16 protein-coding genes and 1 pseudogene are annotated in these 25,806 nt (G+C 71.8%); 10 read left to right on the forward strand and 7 right to left on the reverse strand.

Annotated features, from left to right (window positions below):
• Positions 1-151: 151 nt before the first annotated feature.
• The 7 genes from Q3Y56_RS26935 to Q3Y56_RS26965 all read left to right on the forward strand — a co-directional run bounded on the left by Q3Y56_RS26935 (position 152) and on the right by Q3Y56_RS26965 (position 10,767).
• On the forward strand, positions 152-1,672 hold the full coding sequence (locus Q3Y56_RS26935; protein ID WP_304464396.1) for a 3' terminal RNA ribose 2'-O-methyltransferase Hen1: 1,521 nt from the start codon (positions 152-154) through the stop codon (positions 1,670-1,672).
• Complete coding sequence (locus Q3Y56_RS26940) at positions 1,669-4,218, forward strand: polynucleotide kinase-phosphatase (protein WP_304464397.1); 2,550 nt, start codon at positions 1,669-1,671, stop codon at positions 4,216-4,218. The genes Q3Y56_RS26935 and Q3Y56_RS26940 overlap by 4 nt, the downstream gene beginning before the upstream one ends.
• 233 nt (positions 4,219-4,451) lie before the next feature.
• Positions 4,452-5,690: an arginine deiminase gene (locus Q3Y56_RS26945; protein ID WP_304464398.1), complete on the forward strand. Its 1,239-nt coding sequence runs from the start codon at positions 4,452-4,454 to the stop codon at positions 5,688-5,690.
• Between the two features lie 99 nt (positions 5,691-5,789).
• Positions 5,790-6,791 carry an ornithine carbamoyltransferase gene (gene argF, locus Q3Y56_RS26950; RefSeq protein ID WP_304464399.1) on the forward strand — a complete coding sequence of 334 codons (1,002 nt, stop codon included), beginning with the start codon at positions 5,790-5,792 and terminating at the stop codon, positions 6,789-6,791.
• Positions 6,792-6,945: 154 nt separating this feature from the next.
• Complete coding sequence (locus Q3Y56_RS26955; RefSeq protein WP_304464400.1) at positions 6,946-7,773, forward strand: enoyl-CoA hydratase family protein; 828 nt, start codon at positions 6,946-6,948, stop codon at positions 7,771-7,773.
• A 2-nt stretch (positions 7,774-7,775) separates the two neighbouring features.
• On the forward strand, positions 7,776-10,088 hold the full coding sequence (locus tag Q3Y56_RS26960) for a bifunctional salicylyl-CoA 5-hydroxylase/oxidoreductase (RefSeq protein WP_304464401.1): 2,313 nt from the start codon (positions 7,776-7,778) through the stop codon (positions 10,086-10,088).
• Between the two features lie 91 nt (positions 10,089-10,179).
• Complete coding sequence (locus tag Q3Y56_RS26965; RefSeq protein ID WP_304464402.1) at positions 10,180-10,767, forward strand: RDD family protein; 588 nt, start codon at positions 10,180-10,182, stop codon at positions 10,765-10,767.
• On the opposite strand, the gene Q3Y56_RS26970 is transcribed toward Q3Y56_RS26965, so the two are convergent.
• Together Q3Y56_RS26970 and Q3Y56_RS26975 are read right to left on the reverse strand one after the other, a co-directional pair.
• Positions 10,684-11,586, reverse strand: coding sequence for a PaaX family transcriptional regulator C-terminal domain-containing protein (locus Q3Y56_RS26970; RefSeq protein WP_304464403.1), 903 nt, complete (start codon positions 11,584-11,586; stop codon positions 10,684-10,686). The genes Q3Y56_RS26965 and Q3Y56_RS26970 overlap by 84 nt on opposite strands.
• A gap of 18 nt (positions 11,587-11,604) precedes the next feature.
• On the reverse strand, positions 11,605-13,233 hold the full coding sequence (locus Q3Y56_RS26975) for an AMP-binding protein (RefSeq protein ID WP_304464404.1): 1,629 nt from the start codon (positions 13,231-13,233) through the stop codon (positions 11,605-11,607).
• A 114-nt stretch (positions 13,234-13,347) separates the two neighbouring features.
• On the opposite strand from Q3Y56_RS26975, the gene Q3Y56_RS26980 reads away from it, so the two are divergent.
• Positions 13,348-14,487, forward strand: coding sequence for an acyl-CoA dehydrogenase family protein (locus Q3Y56_RS26980; protein WP_304464405.1), 1,140 nt, complete (start codon positions 13,348-13,350; stop codon positions 14,485-14,487).
• Positions 14,484-14,882, forward strand: coding sequence for a RidA family protein (locus tag Q3Y56_RS26985; RefSeq protein ID WP_304464406.1), 399 nt, complete (start codon positions 14,484-14,486; stop codon positions 14,880-14,882). The genes Q3Y56_RS26980 and Q3Y56_RS26985 overlap by 4 nt, the downstream gene beginning before the upstream one ends.
• A gap of 10 nt (positions 14,883-14,892) precedes the next feature.
• On the opposite strand, the gene Q3Y56_RS26990 is transcribed toward Q3Y56_RS26985, so the two are convergent.
• Together Q3Y56_RS26990 and Q3Y56_RS26995 are read right to left on the reverse strand one after the other, a co-directional pair.
• Entirely contained in the window at positions 14,893-16,422 is a 1,530-nt protein-coding gene (locus tag Q3Y56_RS26990; protein ID WP_304464407.1) for a UDP-N-acetylglucosamine 1-carboxyvinyltransferase, read from the reverse strand.
• A gap of 103 nt (positions 16,423-16,525) precedes the next feature.
• Positions 16,526-16,897 carry a VOC family protein gene (locus Q3Y56_RS26995; RefSeq protein WP_304464408.1) on the reverse strand — a complete coding sequence of 124 codons (372 nt, stop codon included), beginning with the start codon at positions 16,895-16,897 and terminating at the stop codon, positions 16,526-16,528.
• Positions 16,898-17,154: 257 nt separating this feature from the next.
• Between Q3Y56_RS26995 and acnA the strand changes: the two genes are divergently transcribed.
• A complete protein-coding gene (gene acnA, locus Q3Y56_RS27000; protein ID WP_304464409.1) occupies positions 17,155-19,872 on the forward strand; it encodes an aconitate hydratase AcnA in 2,718 nt (905 codons plus the stop codon).
• 130 nt (positions 19,873-20,002) lie between these two features.
• On the opposite strand, the gene Q3Y56_RS27005 is transcribed toward acnA, so the two are convergent.
• The 3 genes and pseudogenes from Q3Y56_RS27005 to Q3Y56_RS27015 form a co-directional block, all read right to left on the reverse strand.
• A complete protein-coding gene (locus Q3Y56_RS27005) occupies positions 20,003-20,830 on the reverse strand; it encodes an MFS transporter (RefSeq protein ID WP_369696810.1) in 828 nt (275 codons plus the stop codon).
• A 19-nt stretch (positions 20,831-20,849) separates the two neighbouring features.
• On the reverse strand, positions 20,850-21,773 hold the full coding sequence (locus Q3Y56_RS27010; RefSeq protein ID WP_304464410.1) for a VCBS repeat-containing protein: 924 nt from the start codon (positions 21,771-21,773) through the stop codon (positions 20,850-20,852).
• Between the two features lie 96 nt (positions 21,774-21,869).
• Positions 21,870-25,744 (reverse strand): annotated as a pseudogene (locus tag Q3Y56_RS27015) (GH92 family glycosyl hydrolase).
• Between the last annotated feature and the right edge of the window lie 62 nt (positions 25,745-25,806).

Genomic DNA, 25,806 nt, shown 5'->3' on the forward strand with positions numbered 1-25,806 from the left:
CGTGGCACGAGCGCCGGTGGCACGAGCGGTACGAGTTGTAGGAGCGGCACCGGAACCGGCACCGGCGGTGCGGGGACCGGCGGGGGCGTCGAGGGCGAAGGGGGTGAAAACCGGTAGGAGGCGGCGGTGCGGAGCGGCGATACTCGACCGTGTGTTCCTGACGATAACCACCACCGGCACCGCCGAACGCCCAGCCACCGACCTCGGGTTCCTGCTGCACAAGCATCCCGACAAGACCCAGCGCTTCTCCACCTCGCACGGCGTGGCGCACGTCTTCTACCCCGAGGCGACCGCCGAGCGCTGCACCGCGGCGCTGCTGCTGGAGATCGACGCGGTGGCGCTGGTGCGGCGGAACCGCGGCAAGGGCGCCGCCCCGGGCGGGGCGCCGCACCTGGCCCTCGCCCAGTACGTCAACGACCGGCCGTACGCCGCCTCGTCGCTCTTGGCCGTGGCCCTGAGCACGGTCTTCTCCAGCGCGCTCAAGGGCCAGTGCAAGGCGCGGCCCGAACTGCCAGAGCAGGCGCTGCCGCTGCGCGTGGACGTGCCCGCCCTCCCCGCGCGCGGCGGCACGGGGCTGGTGGCCCGGCTCTTCGAGCCTCTCGGCTGGACGGTCACGGCCGAGACCGTGCCACTGGACGAGAGGTTCCCGGAGTGGGGCGACTCGCGCTACGTGCGGCTGTCGCTGGAGGGCGAGCTGCGGCTGGCCGACGCGCTGCGCCATCTGTACGTTCTGCTGCCGGTGCTGGACGACGCGAAGCACTACTGGGTCGCGCCCGACGAGGTGGACAAGCTGCTGCGCTCCGGGGAGGGATGGCTGGAGACCCACCCGGAACAGCTGCTCATCACCAATCGCTTCCTGGCGCGGCGCCGGTCCCTGACCCGGGATGCGCTGGATCGGCTGGAGCTGGCGCGGCTGGCCGAGGCCGACGACACCGAGGCGGAGGAGCTGGACAACGCGGTCGACGAGACCTCGGACACCGAGGACAAACCGATCCCGCTGGCGGTCCAGCGGCGGGAGGCGATCCTGGACGTGCTGCGCGGCGCCGGTGCGTCGCGTGTGCTCGACCTCGGCTGCGGGCAGGGGCAGTTGGTCGGCTCGCTCCTCAAGGAGCCCCGGTTCACCGACATCGTCGGCGTCGACGTGTCGATGCGGGCCCTGCAGTTCGCCGCCCGGCGGCTGCGCCTGGACCGCATGCCCGAGCGGCAGGCGGCGCGCGTGAAACTGCTCCAGGGCTCGCTGGCGTACACCGACAGCAGGCTCAAGGGGTACGACGCTGCCGTGCTCAGCGAGGTCGTCGAGCATGTCGACCCGCCGCGGCTGCCCGCCCTGGAGTACGCGGTGTTCGGTGCGGCCCGGCCCGCGACCGTCGTCGTGACGACACCCAACGTCGAGTACAACGTGCGCTGGGAGAGCCTTCCGGCCGGACACGTGCGGCACGCGGACCACCGCTTCGAGTGGACGCGGGAGGAGTTCCGCGCCTGGGCGCACGCCGTGGCGGAACGGCACGGTTACGCCGTCGAGTTCCGGCCCGTGGGCCCCGACGACCCGGAGGTGGGGCCGCCGACCCAGATGGCGGTCTTCCACAACGCCGGAAACACCCCTGACACCACGACCGACTCCACGACCGAGTCCATCACCGAGTCCACGACCGAGAAGGAGGCCGCGGCATGACCACCGACAAGCGCACCCTGGCCGTGACCGACCTGTCCCTCGTGGTCCTGATCGGCTCCACCGGCTCCGGCAAGTCGACCTTCGCACGCAGGCACTTCAAGCCCACCGAGGTGATCTCCTCGGACTTCTGCCGCGGCCTCGTCGCCGACGACGAGAACGACCAGACCGCGAGCCGGGACGCCTTCGACGTCCTGCACTACATCGCCGGAAAGCGGCTCGCCGCCGGCCGGCTCACCGTGGTCGACGCGACCAACGTGCAGCCCGCGGCCCGCAAGCAGCTCGTCCAGCTCGCCCGGGAGCACGACGTCCTGCCCATCGCCGTGGTCCTCGACGTGCCCGAGGCGGTCTGCGCGGAACGCAACGCCGCCCGCGCCGACCGGGCGGACCTGCCGCGCCACGTGATCCAGCGCCACCAGCGCGAACTGCGCCGCTCGCTGCGCCACCTGGAGCGCGAGGGATTCCGCAAGGTCCACGTCCTGCGCGGTGTCGCGGAGGTCGAGGCCGCCGAGATCGTCCGGGAGCGCCGCTTCAACGACCTGCGGCACCTGACCGGGCCGTTCGACATCATCGGCGACATCCACGGCTGCCGCGCCGAGCTGGAGACCCTGCTCGGCAAGCTCGGCTACGTCGACGGGGTCCACCCCGAAGGCCGTACCGCCGTGTTCGTCGGCGACCTCGTGGACCGCGGCCCGGACAGCCCCGGCGTCCTGCGCCTGGTCATGGGCATGGTGGCCGCGGGCAACGCGCTGTGCGTGCCGGGCAACCACGAGAACAAGCTCGGCCGCTGGCTCAAAGGCAGAAACGTCCGGCACACGCACGGACTCGCCGAGACCATCGAGCAGTTGGAGCGGGAGGACGACGCCTTCAAGGAGCAGGTGCGCGAGTTCGTCGACGGGCTCGTCAGCCACTACGTCCTGGACGAGGGCAAGCTGGTGGTCTGCCACGCCGGGCTGCCCGAGAAGTACCACGGCCGCACCTCGGGCCGGGTGCGCTCGCACGCCCTGTACGGGGACACGACCGGCGAGACCGACGAGTTCGGGCTGCCCGTGCGCTACCCGTGGGCCGAGGACTACCGGGGCCGCGCCGCCGTCGTCTACGGCCACACCCCGACCCCGAAGGCGTCCTGGCTCAACAACACCATCTGCCTGGACACCGGCTGCGTCTTCGGCGGCACCCTGACCGCGCTGCGCTGGCCGGAGCGCGAGCTGGTGGACGTGCCCGCCGAGCAGGTCTGGTACGAGCCGGTCCGACCGCTCACCCCGGAGGCACCCGGCGGCGCCGACGGGCGCCCGCTGGACCTCGCCGACGTCACCGGGCGGCGGGTCGTGGAGACCCGGCACCTGGGCCGGGTCGCGGTGAAGGAGGAGAACGCCGCCGCCGCGCTGGAGGTGATGAGCCGCTTCGCGATCGACCCGCGGCTGCTGGCCTACCTCCCGCCGACGATGGCGCCCTGCGCGACGTCGAAGGAGGACGGCTACCTGGAGCACCCGGCCGAGGCGTTCGCCGCCTACCGGGCGGACGGAGTGCGCCAGGTGGTGTGCGAGGAGAAGCACATGGGCTCGCGGGCGGTGGCCCTGGTCTGCCGCGACGCGCAGGCCGCGCGCGAGCGCTTCGGCACCGCGGGGGACGCCACCGGCGCGCTGTACACCCGTACCGGGCGCCCGTTCTTCGACGACCCGTCCGTCACGGAGCAGGTGCTGGCTCCCCTCCGGGAGGCCGTCACGAGCACCGGCCTGTGGGACGAGCTGGGTACGGACTGGCTGCTGGTCGACGCCGAGCTCCTGCCGTGGTCCCTCAAGGCATCCGGCCTGCTGCGCGCGCAGTACGCGGCGGTGGGCGCCGCCGCCGGTGCCGCCTTCCCCGGCGCGCTGGCCGCTCTCGAAGCGGCGGCGGCCCGCGGCGTCGAGGGCGTCGGCGGCGCGGACGGGCTGCTGGGCAGGCAGCGCGACCGGGCCGCGCACGCCGCGGCCTTCACCGAGGCGTACCGCCGCTACTGCTGGCCGGTCGACGGGCTGGACGGCGTGCGGTTCGCCCCCTTCCAGCTGCTCGCCGCCCAGGGGCGCAACCTGGCCACCGTGCCGCACGACCGGCAACTGGCCTGGCTCGACCGGCTGGTGGAGCACGACACCAGCGGACTGCTGCGCCGCACCGGACGGCTCTCCGTGGACACCGAGGACGAGGCGTCCGTCGCGGAGGGCGTGCGCTGGTGGCTGGAGCTGACCGAGGCGGGCGGCGAGGGCATGGTGGTCAAGCCGCTCCAGGCGTTCATACGCAAGGAGAACGGGCGGCTCGTCCAGCCGGGCATCAAGTGCCGGGGCCGGGAGTACCTGCGGATCATCTACGGCCCGGAGTACACCCGCCCGGACAACCTGGCGCGGCTGCGGGAGCGGCACCTCGGCCACAAGCGCTCACTGGCGCTGCGCGAGTACGCGCTGGGCCTGGAGGCGCTCGACCGGCTGGCGGAGGGGGAGCCGCTCTGGCGGGTCCACGAGGCGGTCTTCGCGGTGCTCGCCCTGGAGTCCGAGCCGGTGGACCCGAGGCTGTAGCCGACCGCGCCGGGCCGGGGCGTCCTGCCCCAGCCCGGCCCGCCCCCGGCTTGCCCCCTGGCCCGCCGGTCCCGTCGCCAGTACATCCGGCCGCTTTGGTCCGCCCTGGCTCGCCCGGTCCGCCCTGGCCCACCTGGTCTGCCCCGGTCCGTCCCGCTCGCCTGGCGAGCCGAACGCGTCACGCTGAGAGCGGCGGCGTTCCTTCCGGGCCCCGGGCGGCCAAGATGGGTCGTATGGGATTTCATGTCGACTCCGAGGCCGGGCGGCTGCGCCGCGTGATACTGCACCGCCCCGACCTGGAGCTCAAGCGGCTCACGCCGACCAATAAGGAAGCGCTGCTCTTCGATGACGTGCTCTGGGTGCGGCGCGCCCGGCAGGAGCACGACGGTTTCGCGGACGTCCTCCGCGATCGCGGGGTCGAGGTGCATCTCTTCGGCGACCTGCTGACCGAGAGCCTGGCCGTGCCGGAGGCCCGCGCCCTGGTCCTGGACCGGGTCTTCGACGAGAAGGAGTACGGTCCGCTCGCCACCGATCACCTGCGCGCCGCCTTCGACGAACTGCGGGACACGGAACTGGCCGAGGCGCTCGTCGGCGGCATGACCAAGCGGGAGTTCCTGGAACGGCACCCCGAGCCGATCTCCGTACGCTTCCACGCCATGGATCCGGACGACTTCCTCGTCAATCCGCTGCCCAACCACCTCTTCACGCGCGACGCGTCGGCCTGGGTGTACGACGGCGTCTGCATCAACGCGATGCGCTGGCCGGCCCGTTGGCACGAGACGGTGCACTACGAGGCCGTGTACCGGCACCACCCGCTGTTCGCCGCGCAGTACGCCTCCGGCGGCTTCCACGTCTGGTCCGAGGGCCAGGCGGCGTACCCGTCGACCATAGAAGGCGGCGACGTGCTGGTGCTCGGCAACGGCGCGGTGCTGATCGGGATGAGCGAGCGCACCACCCCGCAGGCGGTGGAGATGCTGGCGCGCGGACTGTTCGCGGCCGGCTCCGCGCGCACGATCGTGGCGCTGGACATGCCCAAGCGGCGGGCGTTCATGCATCTGGACACGGTCATGACGATGGTGGACGGGGACACGTTCACCCAGTACGCGGGGCTGGGGATGCTCCGCTCGTACACCATCGAGCCGGGCGCCGAGGAGCAGGAGCTCAAGGTCACCGACCATCCGCCGGAGCACATGCACCGGGCCATCGCGGCGGCCCTCGGCCTGGACGGCATCCGGGTCCTGACCGCGACCCAGGACGTCCACGCGGCCGAGCGCGAGCAATGGGACGACGGCTGCAACGTGCTCGCGGTCGAGCCGGGCGTCGTCGTCGCGTACGAGCGGAACGCCACCACCAACACCCATCTGCGCAAGTGCGGCATCGAGGTGATCACGATCCCGGGCAGCGAGCTGGGCCGCGGCAGGGGCGGGCCGCGCTGCATGAGCTGTCCCGTCGAGCGGGACCCGGTCCACTAACCCCCTCTCGCGGGTCCACCACACCCTCTCGATATATATGCAGAGCATCGTATACACTTCCATGGTCCCGTAGATTCGCTGTGCCCTAGGAGCCACGCCATGGCGAAAGACCTCACCGGCCGCCACTTCCTCAAGGAGCTGGACTTCACCGCCGACGAGTTCAGTCGCCTGGTCGAGCTGGCGGCTGAGCTCAAGGCCGCCAAGCGCGCGGGCGCCGAGGCGCGGCGGCTGACCGGCAAGAACATTGCACTGGTCTTCGAGAAGACCTCCACCCGCACCCGCTGCGCCTTCGAGGTCGCGGCGGCCGACCAAGGGGCCTCGACGACCTATCTCGACCCTGCCGGATCGCAGATCGGACACAAGGAGTCGGTCAAGGACACCGCCCGTGTCCTTGGCCGGATGTTCGACGCGATCGAGTACCGCGGTCATGGCCAGGGTGTCGTCGAGGAGCTGGCCGCACACGCCGGGGTCCCGGTCTACAACGGCCTCACCGACGAGTGGCACCCCACCCAGATGCTCGCCGACGTCCTGACCATGACGGAGTTCTGCGACAAGCCGCTCAACCGGATGGCGTACGCCTACCTCGGGGACGCCCGGTACAACATGGGCAACTCCTACCTGGTCACCGGGGCGCTCCTGGGGATGGACGTGCGGATCGTGGCGCCGCGCCTGCTGTGGCCGGACCAGACGATCGTGGCGGTGGCGCGCGAGCTGGCCAAGTCCTCGGGCGCCACCGTCAGCCTCACCGAAGACGTGTCCGAGGGCGTGCGCGGCGCCGACTTCGTCGCCACCGACGTGTGGGTGTCCATGGGGGAGCCGAAGTCGGTGTGGGACGAGCGGATCGGCCTGCTCGGTCCGTATGCGGTCACGATGGACGTGCTGCGCGCCACCGGCAACCCGGACGTGCGGTTCCTGCACTGCCTGCCCGCCTTCCACGACCTGGGCACGGACGTCGGCCGGGAGATCTACGAGCGGCACGGGCTGACCGAGCTGGAGGTCAGCGACGAGGTCTTCGAGTCCGAGCACTCGGTCGTCTTCGACGAGGCGGAGAACCGGATGCACACGATCAAGGCGGTGCTGGTGGCCACGCTGGCCGCGTAGGCCGTGGCGGGGGGCTCCAGTCGGAGGGGGCCCGGCAGGGGCGATCGACACCTATCGCGTTCCCGTGACGACAGTCACGCATCGGTGATAACTTCTCCAGTACGGGAACCAGCCGTCCGCCCGCCCAGCCACCGGCTGAAGGAGGCCGTGCTCCATGAGTCCCTTTACCGGATCCGCGTCCCGGACCGAGCGGTGGCGCCACCTGCGCCTCACCCTCGACGCCGGGGTCGCCACCGTCACCCTCGCCCGCCCCGAGAAGCTCAACGCACTCACCTTCGGCGCCTACGCCGACCTGCGCGACCTGCTCGCCGAACTCTCCCGCGAGCGCTCCGTACGCGCCCTGGTGCTCGGCGGCGACGGCCGCGGCTTCTGCTCCGGCGGCGACGTCGACGAGATCATCGGCGCCACCCTCGCCATGGACACCGGGGCGCTCCTGGACTTCAACCGCATGACCGGGCAGGTCGTCCGGCAGTTGCGGGAATGCCCCTTCCCCGTGGTCGCGGCGGTGCACGGCGTCGCCGCCGGCGCCGGGGCCGTCCTCGCCCTCGCCGCCGACTTCCGCGTCGCCGACCCCACCGCGCGTTTCGCGTTCCTCTTCACCAAGGTCGGGCTGTCCGGCGGGGACATGGGCGCCGCGTATCTGCTGCCGCGCGTCGTCGGACTCGGGCACGCCACCCGGCTGCTGATGCTCGGCGAACCGGTGGCCGCGCCCGAGGCCGAACGGATCGGGCTGATCAGCCAGGTGGCCGACGAAGGCCAGGCGGGGCAGGCGGCCGCGGCGCTCGCCCGCCGCCTCGCCGAGGGACCCGCCCTCGCCTACGCCCAGACCAAGGCGCTGCTCACCGCCGAACTCGACATGCCGCTGGCCGCCTCCGTCGAACTCGACGCCGCCACCCAGGCCCTGCTGATGAACAGCGCCGACTACGCCGAGTTCCACGCGGCGTTCACCACGCGGCGCCCGCCGAAATGGCAGGGGCGCTAGCCATGGCGGCGGCGGGGACACCCGCCGGGGCCGCGGCGACGGCCCGCCGGGTGGCCGTCGTCGGCGGCGGCCCCGGCGGCCTCTACGCGGCGGCGCTCCTCAAACGCCTCGATCCCCGGCGGGAGGTCACCGTCTGGGAGCGCAACGCCCCCGACGACACCTTCGGCTTCGGCGTGGTCCTGTCCGACGAGACCCTCGGCGGCATCGAACACGCCGACCCCGTGGTCTACGCGGCGCTGCGCGCCGAGTTCGTCCGCTGGGACGCCATCGACGTGGTCCGCGGCGGCCGGGTGCTCAGCTCCGGCGGCCACGGCTTCGCGGCGCTCGGCCGCCGCCGGCTGCTGGCGCTGCTGCACGACCGCTGCCGCGCGCTCGGCGTCCGGCTGCGCTTCCGCGCCCCGGCCCCGCCCGCCGCCGAGCTCGCCCGCACCCACGACCTGGTGATCGCCGCCGACGGGGTGCACAGCGCCACCCGCGAGACCCACGCCGACGTCTTCCGCCCCCACCTGACCACCCACCGCTGCCGCTACATCTGGCTGGCCGCCGACGTCGCCTTCGACGCCTTCCGCTTCGAGATCGCCGAGACCGAGCACGGCGTGGCGCAGTTGCACGGATACCCGTACGGGCCGGACGCCAGCACCGTCATCGTCGAGATGCGCGAAGACGTCTGGCGCCGCGCCGGGTTCGACCGCTGCGGCGAGCGCGCCTCCATCGAACGGTGCGCGCAACTCTTCGCCCCGGCGCTCGACGGCCGCCCGCTGCGCGGCAACCACTCGCAGTGGACCGCCTTCCGCACCGTCGTCAACGACCGCTGGTCACACGGGAACACCGTGCTGCTCGGCGACGCCGCGCACACCGCCCACTTCTCCATCGGCTCCGGCACCAAGCTCGCGGTCGAGGACGCCCTCGCCCTCGCCGCCTGCCTCACCGAGCAGCCGACCGTACCCGACGCGCTCGCGGCGTACGAGGCCGAACGCCGCCCCGTGGTGGAGTCCACCCAGCGCGCGGCCGCGGCCAGCCTGCGCTGGTTCGAGGACCTGGCCCGCTACCTGCCGCAGCCGCCGCGCCAGTTCGCGTTCAACCTGCTCACCCGCAGCCGCCGCGTCACCCACGACAACCTGCGGCTGCGCGACCCCGCGTTCGTCTCGGCGGTCGAGCGCGAGGCGGCCGTGGCCCCCGGCACGCCCCCCATGTTCACGCCCTTCCGGCTGCGCGGCCTCACCCTGCGCAACCGCGTCGTGGTGTCCCCGATGGACATGTACTCCGCGGTCGACGGCACCCCCGGCGACTTCCACCTCGTCCACCTCGGCTCCCGGGCGCTCGGCGGCGCCGGACTGGTCATGACCGAGATGGTGTGCGTCAGCCCGCGCGGCCGCATCACCCCCGGTTGTGCGGGGCTGTACGCGCCGGAACACGAGGCGGCCTGGCGCCGCGTGGTGGACTTCTGCCACGACCGGTCGCCGGGCGCGGCGGTCGGCGTGCAGCTCGGCCACTCCGGACGCAAGGGCTCCACCCGGCCGATGTGGGAGGGCATCGACGACCCGCTCCCGTCCGGCAACTGGCCGCTGGTGGCGTCGTCGCCGCTGCCGTACCGGCCGGGCGTCAGCCAGATCCCGCAGGCCCTGGACGCGGCGGGACTGGCCGCGATCCGCGAGGAGTTCGCGGCCGCCGCCCGCCGTGCCGCGCGTGCCGGATTCGACCTCCTCGAACTCCACTGCGCCCACGGGTATCTGCTCTCCGGCTTCCTGTCGCCGCTGACGAACCGCCGCACCGACGCCTACGGCGGCTCCCTCACCGCGCGACTGCGCTACCCGCTGGAGGTCTTCGACGCGGTACGGGCCGCCTGGCCCGAGGACCGGCCGATGACGGTGCGCATATCGGCCACCGACTGGGCGCCGGGCGGCACCACGGCCGACGACGCGGTCGCCATGGCCGCGGCGTTCGCCGCCCACGGCGCCGACGCCATCGACGTGTCCACCGGCCAGGTCGTGCCCGACGAGCGCCCCGAGTACGGCCGCTCGTACCAGACCCCGTACGCCGACCGCATCCGCAACGAGCTCGGTGTCCCCGTCATCGCGGTCGGCGCGATCTCGTCATGGGACGACGTGAACTCGCTGGTGTTGGCGGGGCGCGCGGACCTGTGCGCACTGGCCCGGCCGCACCTGTACGACCCGCACTGGACGCTGCACGCCGCGGCGGAGCAGGGGTACGCCGGGCCCGGTGCGCCCTGGCCCCTCCCGTACCAGGCGGGCAGCCGCCGCCCGCCGACGGGCCGCACGGACGCCCCGCGGCCGCGGCTGTCCCTGGAGGTCTGAACCCGGCCGGACTTCCGGCCTCCACCGCCCCGCCACTAGTAGTCTCGTCCACGTAACGAGCAGTGAGCCTCACGGGGGGAATCGGACACCCATGCCCAAGTTTCGCCGTGCCGCGGCCTGGTTCATCGACTTCGCACTGGTGGTCGCCGCGGCCTCGGCGCTGGCCGTGCTGACCTTCCACCGGATATCGGGGCTCGTCACCGACGTGCCCGAACTGGCCTCCAGGGGCGCCTTCGACCTGTTGACCTCGCGCGGGGACGTCGTCGACGCCTCAGAGAAGCTCGGACTGTCGCTGTGGGACAAGGCGGTGCTGTACGTCGAGCAGGCCTTCGGCGCGCTGGTCATCGCCACGTTCCTCTACCAGTGGGGCTGCCTCGCCCTCGTCGGGCGCACCGTCGGCAAGGCGCTGCTCGGGCTGAAGGTCGCCCCGAGCACCGCGCGGCGGGCCGCCCTGCGGGCCGCCGTCACCACCATCGCCGACGTCGCCGTGTACGCCGTGGCCTGCGTGCTGCTGGTCGAGGGGCATGTGGTGCTGTCGGTGCTCGTGTGGGCGGTGGCCGTCGGGCTCTTCTTCCTCAACGCGCTGCCGGTCCTCTCACGCAGCCGACGGTCCCTCGCCGACCGGGTGGCCGGGACCACCGTGACCGGGCTCGGGATCGGCGCGCCCGGCTCCATGTAGCCGGCCCGCGACGTACTCCGCCCCGAGGTCCCGCAGGCGCTCGTGCAGGGCACCGAAGACATGGGCGGCGCGGGCGCCGGGCCAGTCGGGTGGGAGCAGGGCGGGCGGCAGGCCCGGGTCGGCGTACGGCAGGTGGCGCCAGGAGTCCAGGGCCAGCAGATAGTCGCGGTACGCGTCCTCGGGGGCGCCGGCCCGCCGCCGCGACCAGCGTCGCAGCACCGGTTCGTGCGCGTCGAGGAACGCGTGGTGGAGCGCCGCCAGCGCGTCCAGGTCCCACCAGCGGCGCACCGCGTCGGCGGTCGGTTCGAACCCGGCGTGCCGGCCGCGGAAGAGGTCCACGTACGTGGCGAGTTCGAGCCGCTCCAGGGTGTGCCGGGTCTCCTCGTAGAGGTGGTCGGGGGCGATCCACACCCCCGGCGCGGCCGTTCCGAAGCCCAGCCGGGCCAGCCGGGAGCGCAGCAGGTGGCGCTTGTGCCGCTCCTGCTCGGGCACCGAGAACACCGCCAGCAGCCAGCCGTCCCGGGACCGGGCCGAGGCGCGGCCGTAGACGCGCCGGTCGCCGTCGTCCAGCAGCTGTCGCGCGTCGGCGGACAGCGCGTACCCGGCGGCGCCGTCCGTCGTACGGTCCGGCACCAGCAGCCCGCGCCGCTTGAGCCGGGAGACCGCGGAGCGCACCGACGGCGGGTCGACGCCGACCGCGCCCAGCAGCCGGATCAGGGCGGCCACGGGCACCGGGCCCGCGGGGCGGTCCGCCGTACCGCGGCCGTACGCGCCGTAGAACGTCACGATCAGGGAGCGGGGAGCGTGGTGATCACTCACGCGCTTACTGTAGAGCGCCTACCGGGGCGCGCCCTCGGCGCCGTCGCGCAGGCGGTAGCGCTGGAGCTTGCCGGTCGGGGTGCGCGGGAGCGCGTCCAGGAAGACGACGTCGCGCGGGCACTTGTACGGGGCCAGCTCCGCCTTGGCGAACCGCCGCAGCGCCTGCGCCGTCTCCTCGTTCCGCGGCACCCCCGGGCGCAGTACGACGTGGGCGACGACGGCCATGCCGCGCTCGCTGTCCGGACGTCCGGTGACCGCGACCTCCTCCACGTGCGGGTGGCGCAGCAGCGCGTCCTCGACCTCCGGGCCCGCGATGTTGTACCCCGCTGAGATGATCATGTCGTCGGCGCGAGCCACATAGCGGAAGTAGCCATCCGGATCGCGGATATAGGTGTCGCCGGTCAGGTTCCAGCCGTCGCGTACGTAGTCGCGCTGCCGATCGTCCGCCAGATAGCGGCAGCCGGTCGGCCCGCGCACGGCCAGCAGCCCCGGCTCGCCGTCCGGGACCGGCCGGCCGTCGGCGTCCACCACCCGCGCCTGGTAGCCGGGCACCGGGATCCCGGTGGTGCCGGGCCGGATCGCGTCGTCGGCAGCGGAGATGAAGATGTGCAGCAGCTCGGTGGCGCCGATACCGTTGATGATGCGCAGGCCGGTCGCCGCGTACCAGTCGTGCCAGACCGCGGCGGGCAGGTTCTCCCCGGCCGAGACGCAGCGGCGCAGGCTGGAGGTGTCGTACCCGTGCAAGCGCCCGAGCATCGCCCGGTACGCGGTCGGCGCCGTGAACAGCACCGAGATCCGGTGGTGCTGGACGTCGTCCAGCAGCCGCGCGGGCCCGCCCCAGTCGGTCAGCAGCGCGGCGGCGCCCGCCCGCAGCGGGAACACCACGAGCCCGCCGAGCCCGAAGGTGAAGCCGAGTGGCGGGCTGCCGGCGAACACGTCGTCCTGGCGCGGCCGCAGGACCCGCGCGGAGAAGGTGTCGGCTATTGCGAGCACGTCGCGGTGGAAGTGCATGCAGCCCTTGGGCCGCCCGGTGGTGCCGGAGGTGAAGGCGATCAGCGCCACGTCGTCGGCGGAGGTGGCCACCGCCGGGTACGGGCTGGGGTGGGCCGCCGCGCGGCGCAGCAGGTCGTCGGCGGACCGGCCGCCGAACACCGTCACCCGCAGCCCCCGTACCTCGGCTTTCTCGATGTCCTCCAGAGACCGGGCGTCGCACAGCGCGTGACTCACGCGCGCGATCCGGCAGATCGTCGCCAGCTCCGCCGCGCGATGGGAGGCCAGCACGGTGACCGCTACGGCGCCCGCCTTCATCACGGCCAGCCAGCACGCCGCCAGCCACGGGGTGGTGGGGCCGCGCAGCAGCACCCGGTTGCCGGGCACCACGCCCAGGTCGGCGGTGAGGGTGTGCGCGATGCGGTCCACGTGCCGTTGCAGCTCGCCGTACGTCCAGCTCTCGCCGCCTGCGCCGCGCAGCGCGACCCGGTGCGGGCCCAGCCGGTCGGCGGTGCCGTCCAGCAGCTCGGCACCGCAGTTGATCCGGTCGGGATAGGCGGGGGCGGGCGGATCGTGCAGCAGCCGCGGCCACTGGCCGGGGGGCGGCAGGTGGTCGCGGGCGAAGGTGTCGATGTGCGCCGAGGGCTTGAGCTCCATCGCGTCACGCGCCTCCCATGCCTGGCCGTATGCCTGCCCTGAAGTCGCTTCTTCAGCGTAACGTGTTGGTGACGACAGTCAACAGAGCGCGATAAAGCGACAGGGAGGCTTCCGATGCCGGCCTTCGGACTGGATCCGGAACAGCTCAGGTGGCGCGCGGAGTTGCGCGCGCTGGCCGCCGAGCGGCTGCGCCCGCTGGTGGCGGGCGCCCCGCCCGGCCGGATCAACCGGCCCCTTGTCGCGGCGCTCGGCGAACTCGGCCTGCTGCGGCGGCTGTTCCCGGCGGAGGGACCGGTGCGCGCGCTGGACCTGTGCCTGCTACGCGAATCGCTGGCCATGGAATGCACGGAGGCCGAGACCGCGCTCGCCCTCCAGGGCCTGGGCGCCTATCCGGTCGTCCTGTCCGGCACCCCGGAGCAGCGCGACCGCTGGCTGCCCGGGGTACGGGCGGGCCGCGCCGTCACCGCCTTCGCGCTCAGCGAGGAGGCCGCGGGCTCCGACGCCGCCGCACTCACGCTGCGCGCCGAGCCCGACGGCTCCGGCGGCTGGCGGCTGACCGGCGAGAAGTGCTGGATCTCCAACGCCCCGGAGGCGGACGTGTGCACCGTCTTCGCGCGCACCACCGACGGCGCCGGCGCGCGCGGGGTCACCGCCTTCCTCGTCCCGGCCGACCGGCCCGGACTCGGCGGCGAGCCCCTGGAGATGCTCAGCCCGCACCCCATCGGCCGGTACACCTTCGACGCGGTCCCGGTCACCCGCGCCGACGTCATCGGCCCGGTCGACGGGGGCTTCCGCGTCGCCATGCGCACCCTCAACCTGCTGCGGCCCAGCGTCGGCGCGTTCGCCGTCGGCATGGCACAGGCGGCGCTGGACGCGGCACTCGCCCACGCGGGCGAACGCACCGCCTTCGGCGGGCCGTTGAAGGACCTCCAGGCCGTGTCCCACCAACTCGCCGAGATGGCCACCCGCACCGAGGCGGCCCGGCTGCTGGTCTACGCCGCGGCCGCCGCCTGCGACGCGGACGCCCCCGACGTCGCCAAGCGCTCCGCCATGGCCAAGCTGCTCGCCACCGAGACGGCCGGATACGTGGTCGACGCCGCCGTCCAGATCCACGGCGCCCGCGCCCTGCGCCGCGGCCACCTGCTCGAACACCTCTACCGCGAGGTGCGCGCGCCGCGGATCTACGAGGGCGCCACGGAGGTCCAGCGCACGATCATCGCCAAGGAGCTGTACCGAGAGGAGCCGCACCGATGAGTCTGGACCGGCTGAACCCCGCCGGGCTCGCCCCGGCCTCCGGCTTCACCCACGCCGTCACCGCCACCGGCGGCCGCCTGGTCTTCCTGGCCGGGCAGACCGCGTTGGACGGTGAGGGAAACGTGGTCGGCACCGGTCTGCCGGAGCAGTTCCGGCAGGCGCTCGGCAATCTCCTCACCGCCCTGCGCGCCGCCGGAGGTACGCCCGCCGACCTCGCCCGCGTCACCGTGTACACCACGGACGTCGCGGCCTACCGCTCCCGCGCCCGCGAACTCGGCACGATCTGGCGGGAGCTGGCAGGCCGCGACTACCCGGCGATGGCGGTCATCGGCGCGGTCCGGCTGTGGGACGAGGCGGCGCTGGTCGAGCTGGACGGGATCGCGGTCCTGCCTTAGTCGCCCCGGCTCAGATGTCCCGGAACGTCTCGATCTGCGCGCCGATCGAGTTCAGCCGCTCCGCCAGATCCTCGTAACCGCGGTTGATGACATACACGTTGCGCAGCACCGACGTGCCCTCGGCCGCCATCATGGCCAGCAGTACCACCACCGCGGGGCGGAGCGCGGGCGGGCACATCATCTCCGCGCTGCGCCAGCGGGTCGGGCCCTCGACCAGCACCCGGTGCGGGTCGAGGAGCTTGACGCCGGCGCCCAGCCGGTTCAGGTCGGTCAGGTAGATGGCGCGGTTGTCGTAGACCCAGTCGTGGATCAGCGTCGAACCCTGGGCGGCGGCCGCGATGGCCGCGAAGAACGGCACGTTGTCGATGTTGAGCCCGGGGAACGGCATCGGGTGGATCTTGTCGAGCGGAGCGCTCAGCTTCGACGGACGGACCGTGAGGTCGATCAGCCGGGTCCGCCCGTTGTCCGCCTTGTACTCGGCGCTGCGCTCGTGGTCCAGGCCCATCTCCTCCAGGACGGCCAGCTCGATCTCCAGGAACTCCACCGGAACCCGGCGGATCGTCAGCTCCGACTCGGTGACCACGGCCGCGGCGAGCAGGCTCATCGCCTCCACCGGGTCCTCCGACGGCGCGTAGTCGACGTCGCGGTCGATCTGCGCGACACCGTGCACGGTCAGCGTGGTGGTGCCGATGCCGTCGACCCGTACGCCCAACTGCTCCAGGAAGAAGCACAGGTCCTGGACCATGTAGTTGGAGGAGGCGTTGCGGATGACCGAGATCCCGTCGTGCCGGGCGGCGGCCAGCAGCGCGTTCTCCGTCACGGTGTCGCCGCGCTCGGTCAGCACGATGGCGCGGGTGGGGGAGACCGTGCGGTCCACCTGCGCGTGGTACGTGCCGTCGGTGGCGGTGATCTCAAGTCCGAAGTGGCGCAGCGCGGTCATGTGCGGCTGCACGGTGCGGGTGCCCAGGTCGCAGCCGCCCGCGTACGGGATCTTGAAGCTGTCCATCCGGTGCAGCAGCGGGCCGAGGAACATGATGACGCTGCGGGTCCGCCGGGCCGCCTCGGTGTCCATCGCGGCCAGGTCCAGTTCGGCCGGCGGGGTGATCTCCAGGTCGGCGCCGTCGTTGATCCACCGCGTCTTCACGCCGATGCTGCCCAACACCTCCAGAATGCGGTAGACCTCCTCGATCCGGGCGACCCTGCGCAGCGTCGTACGGCCGGAGTTGAGGAGTGAGGCGCACAGCAGCGCCACGCACGCGTTCTTGCTCGTCTTGACGTCGATGCTGCCGGAGAGCCGGCGGCCGCCGACCACGCGCAGATGCATCGGGCCCGCGTACCCGAGCGAGACGATCTCGCTGTCCAGGGCCTCTCCGATGCGGGCGATCATCTCAAGGCTGATGTTCTGGTTACCGCGTTCGATGCGGTTGACCGCGCTCTGACTCGTACCGAGGGCCTCCGCGAGCTGCGACTGCGTCCAACCACGGTGCTGACGGGCGTCACGGATGAGCTTGCCGATACGTACGAGGTAGTCGTCTGTCATATAGTGAGACTATCTCAAATATGAGATGCATATGGGTTACGGGTGCCGCGAGGGGAGGGTGTGTCGTGGGCGTGGCGGCGCATGGTCGCCCACTCGGCCCTCATCACTCCTGAAGCACCGACAGGACGTTGCCCGCGGGGTCCTTGAACCACGCGATCTGCGGGCCGCCGCCCGTGCGGACGATGCCCTTGCCGTCGTGTTCGAAGGCGTCGTACCGCTCGAACGCCACCCCGCGTCCGGCCAGGTCGTCGACGGCCTGGTCGATGTCGTCGACGGGGAAGTTGAGGATGGTGAACGTGGCCGGGGTGTGGTGGTCCTTCGGGTAGACCAGGACGTCCGTGCCCCCGGCGAGGTGCAGCGTCAGCATGCCCTGCTCCTCGGAGACCCGGAGTCCGAGGGTGCCCTCGTAGAAGTCCTTCGCCTTGCGGGTGTCGTCCACGGAGAAGCCGCTGAACGCCTTGCTGTTCCCGAACATCCCGGTACCTCCCTTTTTGCTCCCTTTTTCTCAGTCTCGCGGCCCTGCGGCGGCGAGGCGAGTGGGCAGCCCAAAGGGCGGCGGTTGCGGTCATGTACTAGAGTTATCTCGACATCGAGATATCTGCCGAGAGGCGTACCGCGACGCCCGCTGGCTGAGGCAAGCCTAACTTAGGCATACCTTAGCGGATGGGTGTGGCCCCTGTGACGGCAGGATTGCGCTGGTACGCGCGAGGATCACGCAAGAAGGAGACTGTCGTGTCGGCGAACAGCTTCGACGCCCGCAGCACGCTGCAGGTGGGCGACGAGTCGTACGAGATCTTCCGGCTGGACAAGGTGGAGGGCTCCGCCCGGCTGCCGTACAGCCTGAAGGTGCTGCTGGAGAACCTGCTCCGCACCGAGGACGGCGCGAACATCACCGCCGACCACATCCGCGCGCTCGGCGGCTGGGACTCCCAGGCGCAGCCGAGCCAGGAGATCCAGTTCACGCCGGCCCGCGTGATCATGCAGGACTTCACCGGTGTGCCGTGTGTCGTGGACCTCGCGACCATGCGCGAGGCCGTCAAGGAGCTCGGCGGCGACCCGGCGAAGATCAACCCGCTGGCGCCGGCCGAGCTGGTCATCGACCACTCCGTCATCGCCGACAAGTTCGGCACCCCGGACTCCTTCGCGCAGAACGTGGAGCTGGAGTACGGCCGCAACAAGGAGCGCTACCAGTTCCTGCGCTGGGGCCAGACCGCGTTCGACGAGTTCAAGGTCGTCCCGCCCGGCACCGGCATCGTCCACCAGGTGAACATCGAGCACCTGGCCCGCACCGTCATGGTCCGCAACGGCCAGGCGTACCCCGACACCCTCGTCGGCACCGACTCGCACACCACCATGGTCAACGGCCTCGGCGTGCTGGGCTGGGGCGTCGGCGGCATCGAGGCCGAGGCCGCGATGCTCGGCCAGCCGGTCTCCATGCTCATCCCGCGCGTCGTCGGCTTCAAGCTGACCGGCGAGCTGCCCACCGGCACCACCGCCACCGACCTGGTGCTGACCATCACCGAGATGCTGCGCAAGCACGGCGTGGTCGGCAAGTTCGTGGAGTTCTACGGTGAGGGCGTCGCCGCCACCTCGCTGGCCAACCGCGCCACCATCGGCAACATGTCGCCGGAGTTCGGCTCCACCGCCGCGATCTTCCCGATCGACGGTGAGACCCTGAACTACCTGCGCCTGACCGGCCGCAGCGAGCAGCAGGTCGCGCTGGTCGAGGCGTACGCCAAGGAGCAGGGCCTGTGGCTGGACCCGGCCGCCGAGCCGGACTTCTCCGAGAAGCTGGAGCTGGACCTCTCCACGGTCGTCCCGTCGATCGCCGGTCCGAAGCGCCCCCAGGACCGCATCATCCTGGCCGAGGCCGCGCAGCAGTTCACGCAGGACGTGCGCAACTACGTCGGTGACGACGAGGAGGCGGGCAAGGAGTCCTTCCCGGCCTCCGACGCCCCGGCGGTGGACCACAACGGCGCACCGACCAAGCCGACCCAGGTCACCACCCCCGACGGCACGGTCTACGAGATCGACCACGGCGCCGTCACCGTCGCCGCGATCACCTCCTGCACCAACACCTCGAACCCGTACGTCATGGTCGCCGCGGCGCTGGTGGCCAAGAAGGCGGTGGAGAAGGGCCTGACCCGCAAGCCGTGGGTCAAGACCACCCTCGCTCCGGGCTCCAAGGTCGTCATGGACTACTACGACCGCGCCGGGCTCACCCCGTACCTCGACAAGATGGGCTTCAACCTCGTCGGCTACGGCTGCACCACCTGCATCGGCAACTCCGGCCCGCTGCCGGAGGAGGTCTCCAAGGCCGTCAACGAGGCCGACCTGGCCGTGACGTCCGTGCTCTCCGGCAACCGCAACTTCGAGGGCCGGATCAACCCGGACGTCAAGATGAACTACTTGGCGTCCCCGCCGCTGGTCGTCGCGTACGCCATCGCGGGCTCCATGAAGGTGGACATCACCAAGGACGCCATCGGCATCGACACCGACGGCAACCCGGTCCACCTCAGGGACATCTGGCCCACCGAGGCCGAGGTCAACGAGGTCGTCGCCTCCGCGATCGGCCAGGACATGTTCGCCACCTCCTACCAGGACGTCTTCGCGGGCGACGCGCAGTGGCAGGCGCTGCCGATCCCGACCGGCAACACGTTCGAGTGGGACCCGCAGTCCACCTACGTGCGCAAGCCCCCGTACTTCGAGGGCATGACGATGGAGACGGCCCCGGTCGAGGACATCACCGGCGCCCGCGTGCTGGCGAAGCTGGGCGACTCGGTCACCACCGACCACATCTCCCCGGCCGGTGCGATCAAGGCCGACACCCCGGCCGGCCAGTACCTGACCGAGCACGGCGTCGAGCGTCGCGACTTCAACAGCTACGGCTCGCGCCGCGGCAACCACGAGGTCATGATCCGCGGCACCTTCGCCAACATCCGCCTGCGCAACCAGATCGCGCCGGGCACCGAGGGCGGCTACACCCGCGACTTCACGCAGGAGGGCGGCCCGGTCTCCTTCATCTACGACGCCTCGCGCAACTACATCGCGCAGGGCACCCCGCTGGTCGTCCTGGCCGGCAAGGAGTACGGCTCCGGCTCGTCCCGCGACTGGGCGGCCAAGGGCACCGCGCTCCTCGGCGTCAAGGCCGTCATCGCCGAGTCCTACGAGCGCATCCACCGCTCGAACCTCATCGGCATGGGCGTGCTGCCGCTCCAGTTCCCGGAGGGCGCCTCGGCCCTGGCCCTCGGCCTGACCGGCGAGGAGACCTTCTCCATCACCGGCGTCACCGAGCTGAACGACGGCACCACCCCGCGCACCGTCAAGGTCACCACGGACACGGGCGTGGAGTTCGACGCGGTCGTCCGCATCGACACCCCGGGTGAGGCGGACTACTACCGCAACGGCGGCATCATGCAGTACGTGCTGCGCTCGCTGATCCGCAAGTAGGCGGTAGCCGGCAGCGGACAGCCGAACGGGCCGCACCCCCATGGCAGGGGTGCGGCCCGTCAGCCGTTCCGGGGCCAGGTCAGGTGCTTGGCGAAGTGGATCCCCACGGCCACCGCCATGAGCGCCGCGGTCACGCTGCGACCGCCTCCGGCGCGGCGGGGCACGCCTTCGAGAACCATGCCTGGGAGCAGACGGGCACGGCACCGTACGCGACACCCCAGACGACGAGCAGCGCCAGCACGCCGATGGGCCACCGGCCGAGCACGGGAAGCAGTCCCGTCGCGCAGGCGGGCGTTCCCGCCGCAGCCGCGAACGTGGCGTGCGGATGGCGCGCCACCGTGGCGCCGCCCACGAAATTGCCGACGATCCCGGCGGCTCCGTACGTCAGCAGAATGACGGTGACCAGTCCCGAGCCCGCGTGGGAGACCTGCTCGAGGAACGGGGTCACATAGGTGTACGCCCCGAAATGCGCCAGCACGATGAGAAACGTCGTCAGCAGCGCGAAGCGCGTGGTGACGCTCTCGAGCGCGGTACGCAGGACACGCAGCCGGGTAACGCGCGTGGGCGGCAGTGCGGGAATCACCAGAAGCATCATGATCCACACCCCTACCGCCAGCACTCCCATGACGGCGAACGCGGTCCGCCAGCCGGCGACGTCCCCGATGAACGTGCCGACGGGCACACCGAGGACAGAACCCAGGGGAACCGCTGAGAAGATCACCGCTGTCGCCCTGCCGACCGACTCCGCCGGTACAAGCCGGTCGGCCAGACCGGCCCCGATCGACGTCAGCAGGCCGATCGGCAGGATCTCGGTGGTGACGCAACCGCCGCCGAAAGCGTCCGGCGGATTTCCGACGCCAACGGCATCGCGGAACGGTGACGTCGCAATCTCGCCGAACGCGCCCCCGAAAAGCGGTATGGGCCGCATTCCCTCGCGGAATGCGGCCCATACGGTCACCCGGTCACCCGGTCAGCGCTCAGAACAGCTGGGCGTACTGGTTCCAGCCCGAGGCGCCGATCTTCTTCTTCGCCTTGAACGGCGCGGACGCCCTGCCCGTGCCCGCGTACACCCACAGCGCGCCCGCCTTGTCGCGGGCGACCAGGTCGGCGCGGCCGTCGAAGGTCAGGTCGCCGGTGGAGAGCACGTGGTTGAACTGGCCCCAGCCGGTGCCGATCCTGCTGCGGGACGCGAACGGCTTGGTGTAGTCGCCGGTGCCCTTGTACAGCCACGCCACGCCGGAGCGGTCGACGGCCACGAGGTCCGCCTTGCCGTCGCCGGTCAGGTCGCCCTGCCCCGCCAGCTGGGTGTACTGGCCCCAGCCGGTGCCGACCTTCTTGCGGCCGGTCAGGGTGCCGTCGGACTTGGCCAGGTACAGCCACAGCGCGCCGGAGCGGTCGCGGGCCAGCAGGTCGGCCTGCTTGGCGCCGCCGACGTTGCCCACCGAGCGCAGCAGGTCGTACTGGCCCCAGCCGGTGCCGATGCGCTTGACGGCCCCGTCGCTGTAGTTCAGCGTGCCGTCCGGAGTCCGGGTGTAGAGCGCGACATTGTTGCCGGTGACGGCCTGGACGGACGCGTCGATGGTCTGCCAGCGGGTCACGAACTCGCGGGCCTTCAGGCCGCCGTGGCCGTTCGCCCGGTACATGTACAGGTCGCCGGACCGGGTGGCGGCGAACAGCGGCAGGATCGGCGCGGCGGCCACGCCGGCGGTCCTCGGAGCGGCCTGCGGCAGGTCGCCGAGCCGCTCGGTCGCCTTGTGCAGGCTCTTCACAGGTGCCGGGGCAGGCGCCGGGCTGTCGGCCACGGCGGCTCCGGCGGAGGTGCCGACCAGTGCGGCGGCTATCGCCGCGGTCGTCAGCCGCGCCGCGGCGCGGCCGCGGGTACGGCCAGAAAGTCGGGCCACGTAGTTCTCCAATGGGGTGATGACACGACGCGGCGCGCCCGGTGTGGCCGGGCGCGCCGCATGAGCTCCTTGATCGTTTCACACGATCTTCACTTGTCAATCGGTTTGCTCGCCGAGGAGTTCGATTTCTGCCAGGGTTGTCCGCTTGTCCGCGACCAGGCGGTAGTGCCGGTAGTCGCCGGGGTGATCGATGCCGAAGACCCGGGTCTGGTGGTCCCAGCGGAAGGACTCGCCTGAGCGCCGGTCCAGCTCCCGCCACCGCTCGCCGTCGTCGGAGCCCTCCAGCACCCAGCCCGACGGCGCCGCGGCCCGGTCCGACGACGTCAGCGTGTACTGCACCGCGCGCCGAGCCGACGCGACCGGCAGGTCCACCGAGTCGAACGAGCCCCCGTCGCCGAGGTGTCGTCGAACAGCGGCCCGGAGCCGTCGAGGAGGTCGCCGCGCGGCTCGGGCACCTCGTCGCCGTCCGTGATGGACGACGGGCCCGCCTTCGCCCCCGTGCCCCACGTCGACGGCTTCGGACCCATCGCGAACTCGAGCGTCCCCCCGGCCGCCACCACCGCGTGCGGCAGCGCCGTCGACGTCCAGCGCTTGCCGTTGACCCTCAGGCCCTGCACGTAAGGGTTCCGGGCGCTGTTGCGCGGGGCCTTGACCACCAGGTCGCGGCCGTTCTCCAGATGCACCGTCACCTTCTTGAAAAGAGGCGATCCGATCGCGTACTCCGCGCCGCCCATCACCAGCGGATAGAAGCCCAGTGCGCTGAAGACGTACCACGCCGACTGCTCGCCGTTGTCCTCGTCGCCGTGGTAGCCCTGCCCGATCTCGCTTCCGGTGTACAGCCGGGAGAGGACCTCGCGGACCTTCTCCTGGGTCTTCCACGGCTGCCCGGCCGCGTCGTACATGTATGCGGCATGGTGGGCGACCTGGTTGCTGTGCCCGTACATGCCCATCCGCACGTCCCGTGCCTCGGTCATCTCGTGGATCACGCCGCCGTACGAACCGGCGAACTCCGGGCTCGCGGTCTCCGGCGTGGCGAAGTACGCGTCGAGCTTCCTGGCGAGGCCGTCCCGGCCGCCGTAGAGGTTGGCCAGGCCGCGGCTGTCCTGGGGCGCGGTGAAGGCATAGCCCCAGCCGTTGGTCTCGGTGTAGTCGTAGCCCCACACGCGCGGGTCGTACCTGTCCGACGGCACCCGCCACGTCCCGTCCGCGTTCCTGCCCTGGAAGAAGCCCGCCGCGCGGTCGAAATGCCTGACGTAGCCGCGAGCCCGGTTCAGGAAGTAGGCGGACTCCTCTTTGTAGCGGGTCTTCTTCGTCTTCTTGTAAAGAGCTTCACCCATCCGCGCGAGCCCGAAGTCGTTGAGGTAGCCCTCCAGCGCCCAGGACATGCCCTCATGGGTCTTGGTGCTCGTGTAGCCCAGGAACACGGAGGTGTCCATGCCCTTGCGGCCGACACCGGAGTGCGCGGGGGCGACCGTGGCGTTCTTGAGCGCGGCCTCGTACGCGGCCTCGGCGTCGAAGTCCACGCCCTTGAGGTAGGCGTCGGCGAAGGCCACGTCCGAGCTGGTGCCGGTCATCAGATCGGCGTAACCGGGCGAGGACCAGCGGGATATCCAGCCGCCGTCCTTGTACTGCTGGACGAAGCCGTCGACCATCACCCCCGCGCGCGCGGGGTGAGCAGGGAGTAGGCGGGCCAGGTGGTGCGGTAGGTGTCCCAGAAGCCGTTGTTCACGTAGACCTTGCCGTCCACGATCCGCGCGCCGGTGCGGGTCGGGGTGTCCTCCCCGGCCGGCGGCGAGAAGGGGCTGGCGTACTGGTACCTGGGCCTGGCCGCCGTCCCGGTGTTCTCGTAAGCGGAATTGGGATACAGATACAGCCGGTAGAGGCTGGAGTAGAGCGTGGTGAGCTGGTCGCGGGTGGCGCCCTCGACCTCCACCCGGCCCAGGATCTCGTCCCACTCCGCCTGGGCTCGCGCCGTGACCTGCGCGAAGGTGGTGGACTCCGGGATCTCGCGCTCCAGGTTGGCCTTCGCCTGGTCGATCCCGATGAGGGAGGTCGCGACGCGCAGGGCGACGGTGCGGTCCGCGCCCGGCCTGAAGCGGAAGTAGCCGGTGACGTCCTTGCCGCCGTCGCCGGGCAGCTTCCCGCCGGCGGTCACGGGCGCGTCGAAGACGCCGTACACGAACATCCGGGTCGCACCCGTCGACAGGCCGCTCCTGACGTCGGAGAAGCCGGTGACCACCCCGCGGTCGGGGTCCAGGGTCAGCCCGCCGTCGCCGGTGACGTTGTCGAAGACGACGCTCGCGTCCTCACCCGGATAGGTGAACCGCATGACGGCCGCGTGGTCGGTCGGGGCGATCTCCGCCGTGAGGCCGTTGTCGAACCGGACGCCGTAGTAGTGCGGCCGGGCGGTCTCGGCGGTGTGCCGGAACGGGAGGGCGCGGGCCTCCCGTGCCGCGTCCGGTGTGCCCGGGGCCGCCGACGGCATCACCTGGAAGGTCTGCCGGTCGCCCATCCAGGGGCTGGGCTCGTGGCTGGCGCTGAACGCCTGGATGGTGGGCAGGTTGGCCGTGTTGTTGGCGCGCGCGTACTGGTACAGCCAGTCGGTGGAACCGGCGTTGGTCACCGGGGTCCAGAAGTTGAAGCCGTTCGGAACCGCGGTGGCGGGGAAGGTGTTGCCGCGCGAGAAGCCACCGCTGGAGTTGGTGCCGCGGGTGGTGACGGCGTAGTCCGACAGATGGGCGAGCCGCTTCTCGGGCTTCTTCGGGGCGATGGAGATGTCGTCGAGCCAGCCGCGGAAGGCGGCCGGCCCTTGGGCGCGTCGTACGCCACCAGGATGCGGTCGATCGTCCGGCCCGCGGCGACCGCGCCGATCCGGGACTCCTTGTGGTTCCACTGGTTGACGTACAGGGTCTTGGAGGCGGCCTGGCCGCGCGGGGAGAGCTCCGCGCCGTGCTGGTCGACCGCGCCCAGGTCACTCAGATAGGTGCCGTCGGTGAAGGCGAGGTCCACCGACACATGGGTGGCGGGGTAGCTCAGATCCGTCTCCGGCATCGAGGGGAAGACCCGGTAGGACAGCACGGAGTCGGCGAAGACCGCCGTGTCGACGTCGAAGACCTTGTTGTACGAGTACGCCCGGCCGTCCGGCCGGTGCGTGCCGGCGTAGACCAGCGCGTGGGTGCCGGTGAAGCCCGCGCGGGCCTTGGCGGTGGGGAGCCGGACGGGCCGCGGTCGATCCGGCTCAGCATGTCGGACGGGGCGGGCGGGCTGGTGTCGCGGCCGCCGAACTGCACCTCGGCGAGCTGGGTCAGGTCGTCGCCCGCGTTACGGGTGACCTCCAGCCGGAAGCGGCGGTACTTCCCGGCGCTGTCGAACGAGAACTCCCTGGTCTGGTGGCGTTGCGGGAAGTCCTCGCCCGTACGGGTGTCCAGGGTCTGCCAGTCCGCGCCGCCGGTGGAGCCCTTGAGGGTCCAGTCGCGCGGGTCGCGGCCCGCCGCGTCGTTGGCCGAGGTGAGCGCGTACCGGATGACGTCCACCGGTTCGGAGAGCGCGAACTCCAGCCAGGCCGTGCGGGCGAAGACCAGCCACTTGCTGGTGGGCTCGCCGTCGACGAGGTTCTCCTTGACCTCGCCCCCGGCCGGGTTCTCCCCGCTGGCCGAGACCTCGGTGACCTTGTCCGTCACGTTCCCGGGGATGCCCGTGCTGTAGGCGCCGTCGACGCCGGACGCCTTCTTCGCCCCGCCGGGGCCGGTCTCCACGGTGTTGCGCCAATCGGGTGCGGGGTCGCCCGGTTCGAAGGACGAGCTGAACGTGTCGGCACGGTCCTGGGGTTGGTGCCGGGTGGCGGCGGCCGTCGTGGTCGCCGCGGGTTCCGCGGTAGCGGTGGCGGCGCCTTCCGCGGTCACCACCAGCGCGACGGCCGCCACCAGGGCGGTGAGGCGCCCGGCCCGGCGCCGTCGTCTGTGTCCTCGCATCGCAGCCTCTCGTCGGGCGCCTCGCGGCGGGGTGACCGAGAGGCGACAACGTTGTCAAGCTC

The organism is Streptomyces sp. XD-27, assembly GCF_030553055.1.
Classification (GTDB): domain Bacteria; phylum Actinomycetota; class Actinomycetes; order Streptomycetales; family Streptomycetaceae; genus Streptomyces.

Bases quoted from the DNA above. Each gene is read 5' to 3' on its own strand.
- Q3Y56_RS26985 (WP_304464406.1), top strand. From the start codon at position 14,484: ATGAGTCTGGACCGGCTGAACCCCGCCGGGCTCGCCCCGGCCTCCGGC.
- Q3Y56_RS26960 (WP_304464401.1), top strand. From the start codon at position 7,776: ATGGCGGCGGCGGGGACACCCGCCGGGGCCGCGGCGACGGCCCGCCGG.
- Q3Y56_RS26990 (WP_304464407.1), bottom strand. From the start codon at position 16,422: ATGACAGACGACTACCTCGTACGTATCGGCAAGCTCATCCGTGACGCC.
- Q3Y56_RS26940 (WP_304464397.1), top strand. From the start codon at position 1,669: ATGACCACCGACAAGCGCACCCTGGCCGTGACCGACCTGTCCCTCGTG.
- Q3Y56_RS26955 (WP_304464400.1), top strand. From the start codon at position 6,946: ATGAGTCCCTTTACCGGATCCGCGTCCCGGACCGAGCGGTGGCGCCAC.
- Q3Y56_RS26975 (WP_304464404.1), bottom strand. From the start codon at position 13,233: ATGGAGCTCAAGCCCTCGGCGCACATCGACACCTTCGCCCGCGACCAC.
- Q3Y56_RS26995 (WP_304464408.1), bottom strand. From the start codon at position 16,897: ATGTTCGGGAACAGCAAGGCGTTCAGCGGCTTCTCCGTGGACGACACC.
- Q3Y56_RS26945 (WP_304464398.1), top strand. From the start codon at position 4,452: ATGGGATTTCATGTCGACTCCGAGGCCGGGCGGCTGCGCCGCGTGATA.
- Q3Y56_RS26965 (WP_304464402.1), top strand. From the start codon at position 10,180: ATGCCCAAGTTTCGCCGTGCCGCGGCCTGGTTCATCGACTTCGCACTG.
- Q3Y56_RS26980 (WP_304464405.1), top strand. From the start codon at position 13,348: ATGCCGGCCTTCGGACTGGATCCGGAACAGCTCAGGTGGCGCGCGGAG.
- argF (WP_304464399.1), top strand. From the start codon at position 5,790: ATGGCGAAAGACCTCACCGGCCGCCACTTCCTCAAGGAGCTGGACTTC.